Annotated in this window: 16 protein-coding genes; 6 read left to right on the forward strand and 10 right to left on the reverse strand. The window is 45.7% G+C overall.

All coding sequences use genetic code 11. From position 1 onward, the window contains the following. Nucleotides 1–8: 8 nt before the first annotated feature. Nucleotides 9–302 carry a helix-turn-helix transcriptional regulator gene (locus KIO97_RS19230; protein WP_005536098.1) on the reverse strand — a complete coding sequence of 98 codons (294 nt, stop codon included), beginning with the start codon at nt 300–302 and terminating at the stop codon, nt 9–11. A 151-nt stretch (nt 303–453) separates the two neighbouring features. On the opposite strand from KIO97_RS19230, the gene KIO97_RS19235 reads away from it, so the two are divergent. Further along, entirely contained in the window at nt 454–2,157 is a 1,704-nt protein-coding gene (locus KIO97_RS19235; RefSeq protein WP_285383707.1) for an FAD-dependent oxidoreductase, read from the forward strand. A gap of 60 nt (nt 2,158–2,217) precedes the next feature. On the opposite strand, the gene KIO97_RS19240 is transcribed toward KIO97_RS19235, so the two are convergent. The 5 genes from KIO97_RS19240 to KIO97_RS19260 all read right to left on the reverse strand — a co-directional run bounded on the left by KIO97_RS19240 (nt 2,218) and on the right by KIO97_RS19260 (nt 7,195). Further along, complete coding sequence (locus tag KIO97_RS19240; RefSeq protein ID WP_051118657.1) at nt 2,218–2,436, reverse strand: DUF6500 family protein; 219 nt, start codon at nt 2,434–2,436, stop codon at nt 2,218–2,220. A gap of 99 nt (nt 2,437–2,535) precedes the next feature. Continuing rightward, nucleotides 2,536–3,762, reverse strand: a complete 1,227-nt coding sequence (locus KIO97_RS19245; RefSeq protein ID WP_285383708.1) for a carbohydrate porin — start codon at nt 3,760–3,762, stop codon at nt 2,536–2,538. 111 nt (nt 3,763–3,873) lie between these two features. Beyond that, nucleotides 3,874–4,506 carry a DUF3299 domain-containing protein gene (locus tag KIO97_RS19250; RefSeq protein ID WP_285383709.1) on the reverse strand — a complete coding sequence of 211 codons (633 nt, stop codon included), beginning with the start codon at nt 4,504–4,506 and terminating at the stop codon, nt 3,874–3,876. 233 nt (nt 4,507–4,739) lie between these two features. Then, nucleotides 4,740–5,915, reverse strand: coding sequence for an amidohydrolase family protein (locus KIO97_RS19255; protein WP_285383710.1), 1,176 nt, complete (start codon nt 5,913–5,915; stop codon nt 4,740–4,742). Nucleotides 5,916–6,196: 281 nt separating this feature from the next. After that, nucleotides 6,197–7,195: a helix-turn-helix transcriptional regulator gene (locus tag KIO97_RS19260; RefSeq protein WP_038889606.1), complete on the reverse strand. Its 999-nt coding sequence runs from the start codon at nt 7,193–7,195 to the stop codon at nt 6,197–6,199. A gap of 395 nt (nt 7,196–7,590) precedes the next feature. Between KIO97_RS19260 and uhpT the strand changes: the two genes are divergently transcribed. The 5 genes from uhpT (at nt 7,591) to manA (ending at nt 13,964) form a co-directional block, all read left to right on the forward strand. After that, nucleotides 7,591–8,988, forward strand: coding sequence for a hexose-6-phosphate:phosphate antiporter (gene uhpT / locus KIO97_RS19265; RefSeq protein ID WP_038889605.1), 1,398 nt, complete (start codon nt 7,591–7,593; stop codon nt 8,986–8,988). A 183-nt stretch (nt 8,989–9,171) separates the two neighbouring features. Next, the gene (gene uhpA, locus KIO97_RS19270; RefSeq protein WP_285383711.1) at nt 9,172–9,780 is read left to right on the forward strand and encodes a transcriptional regulator UhpA; all 609 of its coding nucleotides are present in this window, start codon (nt 9,172–9,174) and stop codon (nt 9,778–9,780) included. Then, on the forward strand, nt 9,780–11,279 hold the full coding sequence (uhpB, locus tag KIO97_RS19275) for a signal transduction histidine-protein kinase/phosphatase UhpB (protein ID WP_285383712.1): 1,500 nt from the start codon (nt 9,780–9,782) through the stop codon (nt 11,277–11,279). Before uhpA ends, uhpB begins: the two co-directional genes overlap by 1 nt. Nucleotides 11,280–11,284: 5 nt before the next feature. Next, complete coding sequence (locus KIO97_RS19280) at nt 11,285–12,625, forward strand: MFS transporter (protein WP_285383713.1); 1,341 nt, start codon at nt 11,285–11,287, stop codon at nt 12,623–12,625. A 118-nt stretch (nt 12,626–12,743) separates the two neighbouring features. After that, nucleotides 12,744–13,964 (forward strand): mannose-6-phosphate isomerase, class I, encoded by a 1,221-nt coding sequence (gene manA, locus KIO97_RS19285; protein WP_285383714.1) that lies wholly within the window; start codon nt 12,744–12,746, stop codon nt 13,962–13,964. Between the two features lie 70 nt (nt 13,965–14,034). Here the strand turns inward: manA and KIO97_RS19290 are convergent, their stop codons facing one another. Genes KIO97_RS19290 through KIO97_RS19305 form a run of 4 tightly spaced genes read right to left on the reverse strand, consistent with a single transcriptional unit; the run spans nt 14,035 to nt 17,960 of the window. Beyond that, complete coding sequence (locus KIO97_RS19290) at nt 14,035–14,691, reverse strand: ion channel (protein ID WP_005446913.1); 657 nt, start codon at nt 14,689–14,691, stop codon at nt 14,035–14,037. Continuing rightward, nucleotides 14,688–15,809 (reverse strand): AI-2E family transporter, encoded by a 1,122-nt coding sequence (locus KIO97_RS19295; protein WP_285383715.1) that lies wholly within the window; start codon nt 15,807–15,809, stop codon nt 14,688–14,690. Before KIO97_RS19295 ends, KIO97_RS19290 begins: the two co-directional genes overlap by 4 nt. A 26-nt stretch (nt 15,810–15,835) precedes the next feature. After that, entirely contained in the window at nt 15,836–16,849 is a 1,014-nt protein-coding gene (locus KIO97_RS19300; protein ID WP_285383716.1) for a DUF2955 domain-containing protein, read from the reverse strand. Beyond that, nucleotides 16,839–17,960, reverse strand: coding sequence for an HlyD family secretion protein (locus KIO97_RS19305; RefSeq protein ID WP_005427157.1), 1,122 nt, complete (start codon nt 17,958–17,960; stop codon nt 16,839–16,841). The genes KIO97_RS19300 and KIO97_RS19305 overlap by 11 nt, the downstream gene beginning before the upstream one ends. Between the last annotated feature and the right edge of the window lie 112 nt (nt 17,961–18,072).

The following is an 18,072-nucleotide window of genomic DNA, read 5'->3' on the forward strand; positions in this document are numbered from 1 at the left end:
GTTTTGAATTACTGCTTACAGAAAACTTGGTTAAACGCTTCGATCAGCGGAGCGACTCTTCCATCAGAAATCGAATAGAACACCTGCTGAGACACCTTCCGTGCCTTGATGATGTTGTGTTTTCTCAATACGGTGAGGTGTTGTGAAAAGGCAGATTGGCTTAATGTTGAGCCTTCAAACAGCTCACCGACCCCTTTTTCACCTTCAATCAGCTTGCACATCACGATTAAGCGCTCTGGATGAGCCATTATTTTAAGTAGCTCACTCGCTTCGGTCGCGCTTTGTAGCATACTGTCGCCCATTCTTATGCCCCTTCATCAATACGTTAACTTTTATTAGATATTACTAATTAATATTATTAAGTCAATGCTAATGTAGGATAGATAACATTAGACATGGCTAATTCAATTAAGTAAGGTGTAGGCGTTTTCGATCATTCAGTAGGAGAAATCCATGAGCAAAATCGTGATTATTGGTGGTGTTGCTGGCGGTGCATCTTCAGCAGCTCGCGCTCGTCGTCTTAGTGAAGGCGCAGAAATCATTATGTTTGAACGCGGTCCATTTGTGTCATTTGCAAACTGTGGCTTGCCGTACCACATTGGTGGCGATATCCAAGAACGCAGCAAACTACTTCTTCAAACGCCTGAAAGCTTTTTAGCGCGTTTCAATGTTGATGTTCGTGTGATGAACGAAGTGGTTTCAATTAACCGCCAAGATAAAACGGTTACGGTTAAGAACCTACTTGATGGCTCTGAATACCAAGAGAGCTACGACTTTCTTCTACTTAGCCCTGGTGCAGGTCCCGTTGTGCCACCTATTCCGGGTATTGATAACCCGTTAACGCACTCGCTGCGCAATATTCCAGATATGGATCGCATCATTAAAACGATCGAAACCAACAAAGTTGAACACGCTACGGTCGTTGGCGGTGGTTTCATAGGTCTGGAAATGATGGAAGCGTTCCACCAGCTTGGCGTAAAAACCACATTGGTTGAAATGGTGGATCAAGTGATGACGCCCGTTGACCGAGAAATGGCTGGCTTTGCTCATGCTGAAATTCGTGAGAAAGGCATCGACCTGCGTTTAGGCGTTGCTCTATCTTCTGTTGAGTATGTGGCGAACCAATCTGTCGCTAACACTGAAGCGGGTGAAGATGACACGCACCAACACCTTCAAGGAAAACTGACGCTGTCTCTAAACAATGGTGACCAGCTTGATACCGATATCCTGATCATGGCAATTGGTGTTCGCCCTGAGACAAAACTCGCACAAGAAGCCGGTCTTCAAATCGGCTCGCTAGGTGGTATCTACACCAACGAGTACATGCAAACCAGCGATCCTTCCATCTATGCCGTTGGTGATGCGGTTGAAGAGAAAGACTTTGTCACTGGTGAACAAACACTTGTTCCGTTGGCAGGTCCGGCAAACCGTCAAGGTCGTATGGCAGCAGACAACATGCTTGGCCGCCAAGAAACTTACCAAGGTACACAAGGCACGGCGATCTGTAAGATCTTTGATTTAGCCGTCGCTTCTACTGGTAAAAACGAGAAGCAGCTAAAACGTGAAAACATCGCTTATGAAAAAGTGTATGTCCACACAGCAAGTCATGCTAGCTACTACCCTGGCGCAGAAACTGTGTCGTTCAAAATGTTGTTTGATCCAGCAACCGGAAAGATTTTAGGTGCACAAGCCGTAGGTAAAGATGGCGTTGATAAACGTATCGACGTAATGGCAGTTGCTCAGCGTGCAGGTATGACGGTAGAACAGCTGCAACACCTTGAGCTCACTTACGCGCCACCGTATGGATCAGCGAAAGATGTGATTAACCAAGCGGCTTTCGTTGCGAACAACATCATTAAAGGTGATGCAACAGCGATTCATTTTGATGAAATCGACAACCTGTCAGAAAACCAAGTGCTGCTTGATGTTCGTAATCCGGGAGAATTGGAATCTGTCGGCTTCATTGAAGGCGCGATCAATATTCCTGTCGACCAACTTCGTCAACGTATGAATGAACTGCCGAAAGACAAAGAGATCGTGATTTATTGTCAGGTCGGTTTGCGCGGTAACGTCGCTTATCGTCAACTGGTCAATTCAGGATTTAAAGCACGTAACCTACTTGGCGGTTACCGTACCTATAAGTTCGCAAGAGCTTAATCTCTGATTATAAATATCTAAGTTTGGGGCTGAAAAAAGGGGCACATTATGTGCCCCTTTCTACATTTCGGATTCAACTAAATGAATAATCTTGGTCGCTTTTTCGAAGTGATCGAGTTGATGAGTTTGAATCCACCAAGTCGCCGCTTCCATAAGTAACGCAGGGTTGTCATTCTTATTAGCGAAAAAGGCGTAAAAGGACACGCCAACATTGTCGCCTTTCTGCTCTATTTTCTTCTTACACACCTGAATGATTTTGTCTCTCAACGCGATGTTCATTGCCTTTCCCTTTCTCTTTGCGACAGCAAAATTAGCCCAAAAATAGAATAACTGTATTTATATACAGTTATTCTTAGTGAAGCAAATAAACATAATCATCTAGATGAATATTCTCGCACGAAGACCTAATACCCAAGTGCTGCTTTTGTTCGAAAATGCTGGGTCTTTGATGTACTGAATATCCGGTGTGATTTGGATGTAGTCGTTCAACTGCATGTTGTAATAAAGCTCGGCAGTGAACTGTTCAGAGTCGTCCACACCATAAGCGTGCTCTAGGTTATCGTTAACATGGCTCCAGTTGACCGCGAAGCCTAGGTTATTGGTTGGTTTACCTAAACCAAAGTAACCAATCCCCACCGTTAGGGAGCGATCATAAAGTGCCACATCGCCTTCCGAGAAGCCGCCACGAACAAATGGCATTAATTGTTCTGTAGCAAAGTAGCTTGCTGAAAAGTTAATACCCTGCCCGCTGTCCTTATTCGTTAGGTTATGTTGCGTGTCGCCATCCAAATGCCAAGCGGTTAGGTGAACATTATCGGTATAGATTTGATCTTGTGATGCCGTCCAACCCAGTTCGAACGTCGTAAACAATTTATGATCGTTGAATAAGGTATCGAAGCCATCAAATGGTTCATCTGAACGCCCTTTGCCATCGGCCACACCTGCAACCATATAGAAGTTATCAGTCAGCATGTGTCCGACGGCTAAACCTAGAATTCCATCATCCGGTAGACCAATGGAACCGCCACCAGTACTGAATGCAAGGTTACTGAATCCGGTCCACGGACTTGCTAAAGCGTATGTATCAACATAGTCCGTGGTATCTAAGAAACCCACCATGAACGCGGTTTTGCCACCATTGAGCTTTTGTTTCCAATATAGGTTAGTTAGACGAGCACCTTGATCGCTGTATGCAGGACCAATCATGCCCGCGTAACCTAAACCGTTACCGATAAAGCTAAATTCTTTCGGTGACAAATCACTGTAAGCATGGCGATGTTCGACTTTCCAAACCAATCCGCCCGTATTGCCAGAATCAAGGCCGATCAGATTCCAACTACCGTAGAAGCGAGCAACACCAGCGCTTGCTGTATCTTCACCACCACTTTGTGGGTCAGAAGCCGTTAAGCCAAGCGCTTGGTAATCCAAACCAAACGTTAAGTTATGATCTTCCGCTAATGACTCTCGCCAAGTGCGTTTTTCACGTGCATTTTCAGCAATGGTATTGTCTACCGTATCAGGGCTACCGAAATTTGCCGCGTTAACCGATGACGCCATTACAAGTGAAAGAGCGATAAAACTAAGCTTTGGAACAGTTACTTTCATGTCTGGTTTCTCATTAAATTGATTTCTAGAAAAAGAGTTTAATGATTCAGAGTTTTGAAAATTGCCATTAAGCGACAGCTCACTGCTTTTTGTATTTTCGGTGGTGTACTCTTATCGGTAAGGCCGAATTGAAACTTCGTCCATTTGGTAGATGGTTTCTACGTTCGCAGCACCATCAGAGTATGAAACATCTGCTTTGGTCTTTTTCACATGCAGATCCCCTTTCACCCAGATTGGCTCGTAAAGAGAGGTGAGCTTTAAGCCTTTTGGATAATCAACCAAAACAATTTGGTTTGCAGGTGGCGGTGGCGTATGGATGCAAGCCCCCATGGTTGGAACAAGGAAAAATTTTGTGACAACGTCATTGTTAAATTCTACTGGCGTTACAAAGCCAGGAATTTCATAAGTGTCTTCTGTTAGCGTTGCGTTTGGCATCGATGCCAACATACGACGATGTTCAGTAATTTCGTTGCGCTTTTTAAACAACCACTCAATGTCTAAGTCGTCAGCTTTTAAACTGTCTTCCAGTTCTTTCATGGTTTGCTTTTGTTGCTCATTAAGATTTTGAGAATCGCGATATCTTGCAAGAGAGCCCAGTTCAAAAAGTTGTTGGTCTGTGAGTTTTACAAATGGGTCTTCAATCTGAGGAACATTCACCGGCAGCAATTGCTCCCAGCTTAATTGATCGGCGGATACATTTGATGAAGCCAGCAAAACTAAGCCAGCCAATAGGTACTTCTTCATACGTTCCCTTGAATAGTTTTTTGTCTTTTAGAGAAAAATTTGGGGACATCCAGCGTCCCCAAATAGTCGAAAGAGTTTACTACAAGGTATTCTTGTGGATCTTCCCGTCTTTCATAATTACTTTGAATTTATCTTGGTAATCGTTAAGAATTGTGATGTCTTGCAGAGGATTTCCATCCACCAGCACCACATCAGCGTAAGCACCAGGCTCCACAACGCCAAGTTTACCGTATTTATGGGTTCATGCCGCCCGACCAACTCAGCACTTCTGCTGCATTCGATGTGCCCATCTTCATGATCTCATATGGTGTAAATCCGACTTTCTCCATCCAAACCATGTTGTCTGCTTGGCGAGTGTTGTAAGCCGGACCGAACATATCGCCGCCCGTAACAATCAAAAGGTCGTATTTACGCGCCCATTCAAACATCTGTTTCGCGCCTTCGTTTACTTTGGTCGCTTTGGCTTTTTGATCCGGACTGAAGAAGGTGATCTTTTCAGGTTCAGCAAAGGCTTCGAGAGACATCACTGCTTGTGCAGAAAGTGCCACACCCTTTTCTTTCATCCGCTTAATGGTTTCTTCGGAAATTAAGAAGTTATGCTCAATCACTTTTACGCCAGCATCAATGGCACGGTTAACCGAACGATCATGATAAGCGTGCGCCATGACGTAGGTACCGTAATCCTCGGCTACGCCTACAATCGCTTCCATCTCTTGTTTAGAGAATTGCGTCATGTGAATTGGATCGAACTCACTCGCAACACCACCGCCAGCCATGATTTTAATCTGCGTCGCTCCCGAACGTAGGTTCTGACGTGCAGCACGACGAGCTTCTGTTTCACCATCGACGATATAGCCGAAGCCGTGGCGTTCAAGATCGTCAACGCGTCCTGGAACATCGTTAAAGCTACCGGTATCCGCGTGACCACCAGTCTGGCTCAAGAAACCGCCTGCAGGGAACAATCGCGGCCCTTCAAGTAAACCGTTATTGATGGCTTTCGCGATACCAAGAATATTACAGCCAGCATCACGAGCCGTCGTAAAGCCTTGGTCTAGATACTGCATCATGGAAACATGGGCACGAGCCCCCATCGCCATTTGATCATAACCATCTCGACCAACCAACATGCCTTCTTGAATACACATGTGGGAATGCATGTCGATTAAGCCAGGAATCATGGTTAAGCCTTCGCCATTAATTGTTGTTGTTTGCTTATCAGCTTTAATGGGCTTCGGTGAGATCTCCTTAATCATGTTATCCACGACTAAGACATTCTGGTTTTGAAGTAGCTTTTCATCGGTGCCATTGAAAACATCAACGTTAGTAAACAGTGTCGATGCTGCATTCGCGTTTAAGGCAAATGCACAAGATAGCGCAACGAAAGAAAGGTTCTTCTTAGAAATTGTCATTATTACACCTACGTTTTTTGGATAGTTGGGGTCCATTTCCTATAACTTCCCTGCAAGAACAGTGGTGTTATGAGGGCGCCTGATTCAGTGATAACCAAAAACAAATGATCACCAAATACAAAAAGTACATATGAAACAGACGGCTTACGTTAAAACTAGGAGTAATAATGAAGAAGTTCAAGCAGGGTTAATTGCCTTTACACGACAACATGCGGATATTCTTCTGAAACGTGAATTCACACCAAAACCTCCAAAAATTCAAAGGCTTTATGTGTAACTCATTATGACAAAGATTGACGATACGCTTTAGGCGTGAGATTCATCATTCGCTTAAACGCGCGGGTGAAGTGAGCTGAGTCTGAATAGCCTGTTTTAAGTGCAATGTGCGTAATACTGAGGTCTCGGTCCGCCAACAGTTCCAGCGTTTGTTTAAGCACTAAGCCTTCGATAACTTCTCGATAAGTTGTGTTCTCGCTCGCCAACCGTCTTTGAATGGTTCGAGCATTCATATCAATCAGTTCACCAGCAAACTGGATAGAGATCTTACCCATCGAGAGATAAGGCGTCAGCGCCCTTGCTAACGCATCGCTGAACTTATCATCCTCACCACGAAAACTCGTGCTTGGTGCAGTTTGAGATGGCGTAAAAGCAATCGGCTGGTTAATCCAATTATTAGGAATCGAGATGGCAGTAACCGGTCTACCAGTAAAGAACTGCGCGCTCTTCATTCCCGGTAATAGATTGAATGGCTCGGCTTCTAGATCTTGAATCCCGACTTCAGCCAATCGCCATTGTGAACCCACAAGCTTTTTGAGCAGTTCATTCATGAACATGGCGGAGAACATTTCTGCATAACGAAACCATTCTCTTTCTGCGTCCTGCTTTTCTCTGACGAGCCACCATTTACCGCCCCGCGATACGACCGAAAGACTGACATTATCTGAGATCTGTTTTAGCAGTTGGGAGACTTCTTCCAATGCCGCTTTAAGTGAGTGCGTTTGGGTAATTTGATTGGCAAACCTAGGAACGTAGATATCGTGGCAAAGCGTCCAAGTAAGCAAAGCAAACTTCTCTGGTGATGCTCGTTCACCTAAGGTTTGGAATACCGATTTTAATGCACTCTCTGGCACAAACGCATCAGGGGATTGGGTGGATAAGATATCCTGTGGCATACGTGCGGATTCAAGTAAGGAATGGATATCGCCATCCAGCTCATTGAGCATAGTGGCGAACAACTTTACTTCTTCCGAATGAACCAAAGGAATATCAGTGTTGGGCATGCAAGCTATCATCTTAAAATACCGAGGATTATTTTAGTTTAAGCACAAACTTCCGGGCTGTCATTAGTCACAATCCAAGTGCAATTTGATAATGGAGGCGACTCACTCTGAGCAGAAGAGCCAACACACATTGGTCTTCAACATAGATCATTGCCTGTTCAAATACTTGCCAATTCACGCCACAGATACGTTCTATCCGCTTTTTAAGCGCTATTTATATTTCTATGAATGTGATGATTTTCACGCTTTCGTAATCAGCAATCGTTTTCTAGGAATTTTTCCTAGTCGATCTAAGCCCTCCTCTCATGTGGTTCAAAATAGGACTCTCTACAATCGCCGACAGCTAAAAGAAAGCGAGCACGCAAGTGCATCACACTAATACAAGAGAGTTCACGATGTTAAAATTCCTTGAACAAGTCCGGAAGCCTACCCTCGATCTTCCTGTCGAAGTACGTAGAAAAATGTGGTTCAAACCATTTATCCAATCTTACCTAGTGGTATTCATTGGTTACTTGACCATGTACCTGATCCGTAAAAACTTCAACGTCGCACAAAACGACATGATTTCTACTTACGGCTTGTCGATGACCGATCTAGGTTTGATTGGTCTGGGTTTCTCGATCACTTACGGTATTGGTAAGACCGTGGTTTCCTACTACGCCGATGGTAAGAATACCAAACAGTTCCTTCCTTTCATGCTTATCCTTTCTGGTCTGGCAATGCTTGGTTTCAGCTTCAGCATGGGCGGTGGCAGCGCGAGCTTGTTCTTGATGGTGGCGTTCTACGCACTAAGTGGTTTCTTCCAAAGTACTGGTGGTCCTTCTAGTTACTCGACCATCACTAAGTGGACACCGCGTAACAAGCGTGGTTCTTACCTAGGTCTTTGGAACATGTCTCACAACGTTGGTGGCGCTGGTGCTGCAGGTGTGGCTCTGTTTGGTGCTAACTACTTGTTCGACGGTCACGTAATCGGCATGTTCGTGTTCCCTTCTATCATTGCGATCATCGTTGGTTTCATCGGTATGCGCTATGGTAACGACTCTCCTGAAGCTTACGGTCTAGGTAAAGTTGAAGAGCTATTTGATGAAGCAGTCAGCGAAGAAGATGAAGCGGCTGAAGGCAATCAAATGACTAAGAAAGAGATCTTTGTTGAGTACGTTCTGAAAAACAAAGTGATCTGGCTACTTTGCTTCGCAAACATCTTCCTTTACATCGTGCGTATCGGTATCGACCAATGGTCAACGGTTTACGCATACCAAGAACTTGGTCTATCAAAAGAAGCAGCAATCTCTGGCTTTACCCTATTCGAAGTGGGTGCGCTTGTGGGTACTTTGATGTGGGGTTACTTATCTGACCTTGCTAATGGTCGCCGTGCGCTAGTGGCTTGTGTTTCTTTGGGTTTGATCATCGTATCACTAGAGTTCTACCAACACGCAACCAGCGAGTTCATGTACCTAGCCTCGCTATTTGTTCTTGGCTTCCTTGTGTTTGGTCCTCAACTGCTTATCGGTGTTGCTGCGGTTGGCTTTGTTCCTAAGAAAGCAATCAGTGTTGCAGATGGCGTTAAAGGCACATTCGCTTACCTAATTGGTGACAGCTTCGCGAAACTGGGACTTGGTATGATTGCAGATGGCACACCAATCTTTGGCCTAACGGGTTGGAAAGGCACGTTCGCTGCCCTAGATACCTCAGCAATGATTTGTATTGTTTTGCTTGCTTTCGTTGCTATCGCGGAAGAGAAAAAGATTCGTCAAAACAAGAAGAAGCTTGAAATGGCAGAAAACCAAGCTTAATCAAACAGCGCGCTTTGCCAGTCAAAGCGCGCGAGATCATTAAATAAACTGGGGCAATTTAGTATCATTGTAGGTTTTTATTGAGCTCTCTATATCAAAGGTGCCAAAGGATTGTCTCCTATCTCGCGCCAATTGGTATTGAGCTCATTTTCGTTTGTGTATTGCTGAAGTTTGGTATTTAAGATGATTAACGTAGCGCTTGTTGATGACCATGTCATTGTTCGTTCTGGATTTGCTCAGTTGTTGAGCCTTGAAACAAACATGAATGTTGTAGGTGAATTTAGCTCGGTAGCAGAAGCTCGAGTGGGATTACCTGCGTGCAAGCCAAATGTAGTTATCCTAGATATCTCGATGGCAGACGAAAGTGGGCTTACCCTACTCTCCGAAATCCCTTCAGGCATTGCTTGTGTCATGTTAAGTGTGCATGACTCACCCGGAATGGTTGAAAAGTCACTCAAACTGGGCGCGAAAGGTTACCTGAGTAAACGTTGTAGCCCTGATGAGTTGATTCAAGCCGTAAGAACCAGTGCTTCAGGCGGTTGTTACCTAACGCCCGATATTGCGTTAAAGCTCGCAACACCAAGTGACAAAGCAGCAACGCTGACTCAACTGACTCGCCGAGAAAACGAAGTGTGCCAATTGCTGGCTCGTGGTTTAGATGTGAAGTCCATCGCCACTGAGCTTGGCTTAAGCCATAAAACCGTTCACGTTCACCGTGCAAACGCCATGGATAAGCTTGGCGTAAAGAACAACGTTGAGCTCGCCAAACTGTTCTCGCAAGAGTCGTTTTAATGCGTAGCTACACCATCACCTCCATTTGCGGTTTATTCATGACAGGATGCTCGTGGTTCTGTCTGTGGGTGATCGCTTATTACTTTGTGAACGATGCGGAGCTGGCGATCTTGTTGTTCCCCTTCGCGTTGCGTTTGGGGCTAACACTGCACACGCGCACAAAGTATTGGGCAACGATTTATCTCGCCGAATGGGGATTGACCGTTGCACTGGCTCTGCTGCTTGAACAGCCGCAATGGTTAATGGTGTTGGTAGCCAGCGTATTAAGCATTCCTGTAGTTTACTTTGCCAAGCGGTATTACAAAGGCGATCAGAATCAGCACTTAGCGGTGATGGCGGTCGTGTTGCTCGTAACATCTTGCATTAACGTACTAGCGGTTGGTTATCACGTTCAGTCTGTCTACATGGCATGGTTAGCGAGCATTGCGGGCGGTTTGTTGGTTCTGCCAATGTGCTACTTGCTTTGGAACTACCTCTTCCAAAGCCCTTGGTCGCCACTGACCTCGAATTTACTGGCAAACGAAGTTCAATTCAAAGTTCGTCATATCTTGCTTTATAGCGTGCTGTTGATTGCCAGCATTTTGGTTCAAACCAGCTTGCCTGATGAACTGGCTCGATTTGCACCTTTCTGTATGGCGATCCCTATCATTGTCTTGGCACTGCGTTACGGGTGGCAAGGTGCACTGCTTGCGACCATGTTAAACAGTATTGCCTTGATTGCTGCGCGCAGTGGTGTTTCGAATCTAGAAATCACTGACCTTCTGTTGTCCCTTTCGGCGCAAACCTTAACGGGCATCATGCTCGGTTTAGCGGTGCAGAAACAAAAAGATCTTAACCAAAAGCTGCGTGGCGAATTGTCGAGAAACCAAACCTTGTCTCGACAACTCATTCAAGCGGAAGAGTCGGTACGTCGTGACGTGGCGAGGGAACTGCACGATGAGATTGGTCAGAACATCACAGCGATTCGTACCCAAGCCAGCATCATTAAGCGCGTTGATAACGCAGAAATGAACACGCGCTGTGCCGACATGATCGAGAACCTCTCACTCAATGTTTATGACACCACCAAACATCTGCTGAGCAAACTACGTCCGAAAATGCTCGATGATTTGGATTTGAAAGATTCCGTTCACCAGCTAACCCGTGAAATGGAGTTCGACAATCATGGCACTCGCGTTGTGCTTGATTGGCAAGGCGATTATGAGTCTTTGGGCGACACGTTAAAAGTCACCCTATTCCGTTTGTGCCAAGAAGCATTAAACAACGCAGCGAAATACGCGAATGCGACGTCTATCGTAATCGAGCTGTCGATTGACGAGAACATTTCGTTGAACATCGCTGACAACGGCATTGGTTTCAAAACCGAAGACTGCATGAAAGGCATGGGCGTTCGCGGCATGCAAGAACGCGTGCAAGCGCTCGGCGGCAAAATGTATATCTACTCTTTGAACGATCATGTGGATGGCACGCAAATCGCCATCACATTAGCTAAGGTGTAACGAGCATGTTTGGATTATTTCAGTCTCCGAGCTACAACCAAGCTCCCCTTAGCAAAGACCAAGTGGATGAACGCTATCGTTACTGGCGCCTGCACATCATGCTGGGCATGTATCTTGGCTATGCGGGCTTTTACTTCACCCGTAAAACCTTCAACTACGCTGCACCCGCAATGATTGCTGATTTAGGTTTAGATAAAGCCGATATAGGTATGATTGGTACGCTTTTCTACATCACCTATGGTTTATCGAAGTTTATCTCGGGCACCATTTCTGACCGTTCTAACCCTCGCTTTTTCATGGGTGTCGGTTTAATCGCGACGGGCCTTATCAATATCGCATTTGGTTTCTCTAGCTCTTTGGTTGCACTCGCTGCACTTTGGGTGATGAACGCTTGGTTCCAAGGTTGGGGTTGGCCTTCGTGCTCTAAGTTACTTACGACTTGGTATTCGCGCTCAGAACGGGGCTTCTTGTGGGCAATTTGGAACACCGCCCATAACGTAGGCGGCGCTTTGATTCCCCTACTCGTGGGGTTTCTTACATTCCATTACAGCTGGCGAGAAGGCTTTATCGTACCGGGCGTTATCGGCGTCATTCTTGGTGTCATTGTTTGTTGGCGCTTGCGCGATAAACCGACCACTCAGGGACTCCCAACGGTTGGTCAATGGCGTGATGACAAGTTAGAACTGGCGCAAGAAAATCACGGACAAGGGCTGAGCTACAAAGAAATCCTCAAACATTACGTGTTCAATAACAAGTACATTTGGTTGCTCGCGTTCAGTTACGTTCTGGTTTACATCGTGCGCACCGCCATCAATGACTGGGGGAACTTGTACCTGACAGAACAACACCACTACAGCCTAATCAATGCCAACGCAGCATTGTCGATGTTTGAGATTGGTGGCTTTGTTGGTTCTCTAGTAGCTGGTTGGGGCTCGGATAAATTATTCGGTGGTAACCGAGGCCCGATGAACCTGTTATTTGCGGCTGGTATTTTCTTATCTGTTGCTGCGCTTTGGTTGATGCCATTAACCAACTTTGCCTTTCAAGCTGCGGGGTTGTTCTCAATTGGCTTCTTCGTGTTTGGTCCACAAATGTTGATAGGCATGGCTGCAGCAGAATGTTCGCATAAAGATTCCGCTGGTGCAGCAACGGGCTTTGTTGGTTTGTTTGCTTACATGGGTGCCGCACTTTCTGGCTACCCATTGGCATTGATTCTTGAAGAATACAGCTGGACCGGATTCTTTATCACTATCTCGGTATGCGCAGCCGTTATTGGCTTGTTGTTATTACCGTTCTTACAGGCTCAACCTTCCAGAAAGCCGCTCGCTCCCAAGCTTAGGTTGTAGACACATCATTGTAGAAGCGACTTCTACACCTCTTAGGGTGAGTTAACCGCTCACCCATCTAATCTCCACTATTTTTTGCTTCCGATTCAGTTCGGAGGGCTTTCTACGGGTAAAATTCATGAATTCGAATACTATTTCATCAAAATGCTTCTTCAAAATGGACAATAAGATCCAAAACTACGACTGGGGAAGCCGCACTGCTATCCAAGATTTGTTTGGTTTTGTTAACGAAGCTCAACAACCTCAAGCCGAGGTTTGGATGGGCACGCATCCAAATGGTTGTTCTACCGTTAAACAAGGAAGTGCTGCTCCGAGTACAAATGTTTCGCTATCGGAATTGATCAAGCAGGATCCGTCAGCGTTTCTATCCCAAAGCACGGCAGACGCCTTTGGTGACCTACCTTTCCTATTCAAGATTCTTGCCGCAGATAAAGCTTTGTCGATTCAAGTGCATCCAAACAAGCAAGATGCGGAGCTCGGTTATGCAAAAGAACAACAGCTAGGTGTACCGCTGAATGCATTTAATCGTAATTACAAAGATGCCAACCACAAGCCTGAGCTGGTTTACGCTCTAACAGAATACCAAGCGATGAACGGCTTTCGTCCGTTTGATGAAATCATCGCTGAGTTCCGCCAGTGTGACATTCCTGAGATTAACGGCTACCTAGAACAGTTTGAGCGTAACCCTAACCAAGACGGCTTGTGTCACTTCTTCGTTGAAATTCTGTCCATGGAAGAAGTTCGCAAAGTAAACGCGGTGGATCATCTATTAAGTTATGCAGCAATGAACCAAGCACACCCTGTGTGCGACTTGATTTTAGACCTTGCTGATCAGTACCCAAATGACGTTGGTTTGTTTGCTCCAATGCTACTAAACGTTATTACGCTTAAACCCGGTGAAGCCATGTTCCTGAGTGCAAGAACGCCTCATGCTTACATCAAAGGTACGGGGCTGGAAATCATGGCGAACTCAGACAACGTACTTCGTGCTGGTTTGACACCAAAACATATGGATGTGGAAGAACTGGTTAAGTGTACCGACTTCGTTCCAAAGCCAATGAACACGCTGCTAACCCAAGCAGAAATCAATGGCTGTGAGCACCACTTCCCTGTTCCTGTGCAAGACTTCAAGTTCTCTGTCTTCCAAGAGCCAAAAGATCAACAAGTTGAGATGAGCAGTGCGGAAATCTTGATGCCAATCGATGCGGACGTAACGCTGCTTGCAGAAAATGGCGAAACATTGGTGCTTGGCAAAGGGCAATCGGCTTTCATTCCTGCTTATGTAGGGAACTACACGATCAGTTGTGAAGGTCGCGTTGCTCGTGCATTTAATGGCTAAGTTCATTTCATCTTAAAACAAAAATGGCGGAGACTTTTCAGCTCCGCCATTTAAACCATTCATTTGTTTGCTAACTCTGTGCTTGGGCCAAACGAATACTCACCAAACTTGCCACCATGATGGCTAAGTAAAAGCTCCCGACTATCGCTTCAAAGAAAACGAAGAACTGAGCCACTGGAACCGTTGGTGAAATGTCACCATAGCCCACCGTCGTCAACGTGATAAAACTAAAGTACAAGGCATTAAACAAGTTCGACAGCCAAGGCTTTGCTTCTAAACCAGTGAAAGAGCTCGGGAAGAACTCCAACACCAACAAATAAATCACCGCCCACGCGAGTCCTAATAGCAGATAAATACAAATCGAACCGATGATGTGGTTTGTCGTCACCGACTTAGTTAACACCACCTGCTTTAGCGCCGAATATATGTGCGAAAACAAGAACACCAATAACGCACCTAGCGTCAAAATGGACAGATCTAAATGCTCTAAAAACGACATCCCATAGGAGATGACAGCAACAATCAGTAACACGCCATACCATGTTCGGTTGGATTTGTTCTTCTTGTTGATACCTGCAATCGAAGCGCCTAATGTCACCACCAAAAGAGCAAGAACAAATTCCTGCCCATCTGGATAAAACTGATGCATCACAGCACAGCCGAAGAACAGCGCAATGAGCGCGAAAAACAAAAAGTAAAAGTTGTCTTCCCTGGTCATCGGTTTCATGACACCACCTCTACTTTGTCTTCCTCCTTCGCTTTTTGGTCAATGCTCAGTGCTTTGTTTGCTTCAGTGTCATCTTCATCTAACCAGTTCACCATCAACTGGTAAGTCAGGCTCAGCACGACGGCACCAACAAACAGACCTACGATACCAGACATTGCCATACCACCCAGTGCACCCAACAGTGTCACAAGCATCGGTGTGTCAGAACCACGGCTTAGAAGTACTGGTTTCAGTACCGCATCACTCGCACTCACCAAAATACACCAAACTAGGAAGATGCCAGCAACCAGTGTTGATTCGACGCTAAACACGTAAATAATAGCAGGAATCAACGCCAGAATCGGCGGCAACTGAACAATCGCAATCAGAATAACGGCAACCATCCAAAGCGCAGCAGCAGGAACGCCAACTGCGACCATACCAACACCCGCCATGACAGACTGAATCAGAGCAACGCCAATCACACCTTGAACGACACTGCGAACGGTCGATTTTGAAAGATCAATCAACGCTTCGCCTTTCTTATTGGTGAGGCGGTCAGCTAGCTTAGTAAAACCTTTCTGGCAAACTTCTGCATTACTCATGAATGCTCCTGCAATCATGGTCGAAATGATGAACTGGATGAAACCACCACTTACCGAACCAACAATAGATGCGGCTTGAGAAAGGAAGCCTTTCACTTGCTCGCCATACTTAACTAAGAAGCCTTCCATGTTGTTCGATGCGTAGTTAATCGCAACGAACAGTTTGTCCCCCACGACAGGGATCTCTTTTAAGCTTTCTTGTGGCTTAGGTACAACTAAAGTGCCATCTTGCAACCCAGTGACGACCTCGGTAACACTGGTATAAAGACCGGATGAAAGTGCAATAAGGGGAACTAAAAGTAACAGCACACCGATGGTACTGAGGAGCGCACTCGCCTTGCCTTTTGAAATGCCTAAGCGATTATGAAGCGTCATCATGACTGGATAGAGAGCAATAGCAATAATGCCACCCCACACCACTAGCATGATGAATGGACTGAGGATTGAAAAACACCACCAGATCAGTAACGCTACTGCTCCGATCTTGATTGCGGCGTCTATCGCCTGTTTAGAGAAATCATTTGAAGCTATCATAGCGTTACCTTTTCGTATTTAAGCGGTTATGTTTGCAAAAACTTCCATTGCCGTGTTTCTAAGAATAACGACGCGAGAATCATGTACGTCCCGACCAATACCAATTGGAAGATTCGGATAAATGTGTTGCTGTCGATATCGCCCGAACTCATAAGCGTGCTGCCAATTAAAACAAGCAACGTACTGAACGCGGTGGCGAATATCGGTGCCTTTTCTGGCACGGTATAAATTTTCTTCCCTATCCATACCGCCAATAACGAGATAAAAGCGGTATAAAAGAAAATGTTTGGCACTATGGCGAGTATCGAGAACGCCGAGATGGCGAGCATCCCGCCGATAGCATTACTGATGATTAAGAACGCGCTTAATTTCACCGACTTCTCTGCGGTTATCATCAAAGACAGTAGCGCGACAAACATCATGGTGAGCAGTGCTTCTGAAATCTGAAAAACAAAGAAGAAGCACACCACAGGAAACGAAATCAGCATGGCTCGAAATGACGCATGCCAACGTTGTTCCTTACCAATAGGTGGCTGCGCATAGCCAGCGAACTCGCTATCTGGCTCTGGTAGATAAATATGGACCAGAGCAAAAATCGCTACCGATACCGCCCCAGAAATAGCCAAGCCACTCGCGAGCACCAAGGAAATCGCTGGGTTGTTTATTGCCATAAATGGCAACATCAATACCGCAATCAACAAAATGGTCGCGAACAGATTCCATTTGGGGTCAGTAAACAAGTAGTAACCCCATGCCATCGTTAAACCGACAGCAATCAGTAGAACAATTGGGTATTGAGTGATGCCTCCTGAAAGAAGCAGCCCCAACCCCATGGTGGCAATCAATGCCAGCAGCAACTCGTAAATCGTTTCTCTATGAAGATTTGGTTTATCAACCAAGAACTTCGCAGTAAATACTGGCGCGACAAACGCCAGTTGCCAATTAATCCAAGCAGCGAGAAACACCGCCAAACCCACACCTATGGTGAAGCGCAGAACCCGGCGTTGAGTTGCGTTATCAATGCTCAGGTTATCGGACATAAGACAATACGCTCAGTAGACGAATCCAAAGTTTGCCAAGGGTGTTGAACACAAAGTTGTCACCACTGTAGACAATCACGTCTGCTTGACCGCCAACGCGAAGCATTCCTCTGACTTCTTCGCGATCAAACTCAATCGCGATTGGTAGCATTTGCGTCTGGCGTAACCACCCCGTCTGCTGGTTTGCTTGAGCCAGTTTGCCCGCCTGCTGGTTTTGTCCCCAATCAATGCCCCAATCGATACTGCTCACTTTGCCTTTGATGACCTTGCCCGGCACAAAATCGAGGGCAATTTCTACTTCGTCCCCAATGCTGACATTACCTAGGCTGTTTTCACGGAAGTAAGCCTCAATCCAGATATCTTCTGTCGATACAAACGTCATAATTGGCTGACCTGCAGAAGCGTAGAAGCCTTCGGTTAAGCTAAAGTTTGATACGCCGCCTTGAGTTGGCGCACGAATCACCGTACGTTCTAAGTTCAGCTGAGCTTGCTCAAGTGCCAGCAATGCCGCTTTAACTTGGCTGTTTTCTTCACCTTCAGCACCGAGTTGTTGTTTCGCTTTTTCAAGATCCGCTTCGGCATTTACGACGTTTGCTCTTGCCGTTGCCAATGATGCTCTGGCTTTGTCTGCATCCGATTTAGAAACCACACCTTTCTCTGCCATAGCAAGTACACGGTTGGCTTGCGCTTCGGTGTTTTGGCGCTCAACAATCGCAGACGTTAATCTTGCTTGAGCCGAAGCGATTGATGCGGTTTGCGCGCCAACGTTTTGCCCTGCGATTTCAAGATTCTCTTCGGCTTGCTTTACCGCGATTTCATAGTCAGATTTATCGAGAACGGCGAGCTCATCACCTTCTTCAACAAGTTGGTTCGGACGAACGTTAATATTGAGTACATTGCCAGAGACCTGCGGCTTAATCGGCACGATGTAACCTTTAACACGCGCATTATCGGTCACTGGAATAATACGGTCTGACACAATGCTGAAGCCGAGCATGACGACAATAAACAAAAGCAGATAGTTGGTGACCGTCTTCACTTTGTCTTTTTTGTTTGTCTCTTTGTTTTCCGACACTTCCGTTGGCTGTTTTTCTTTTTCGCTCTCGGACATGTTATCCCCTTACCATTGAATAGATTGAACATTTTAAGAATATATCGTTCTGTCCAACCTGCCATTAATTGAAGAATAATTAGCGAGCTATATCAAAAACCGTGCGTTATGC

It is taken from the genome of Vibrio sp. B181a, assembly GCF_030248375.1.
GTDB classification, from domain to species: Bacteria; Pseudomonadota; Gammaproteobacteria; order Enterobacterales; family Vibrionaceae; genus Vibrio; species Vibrio campbellii.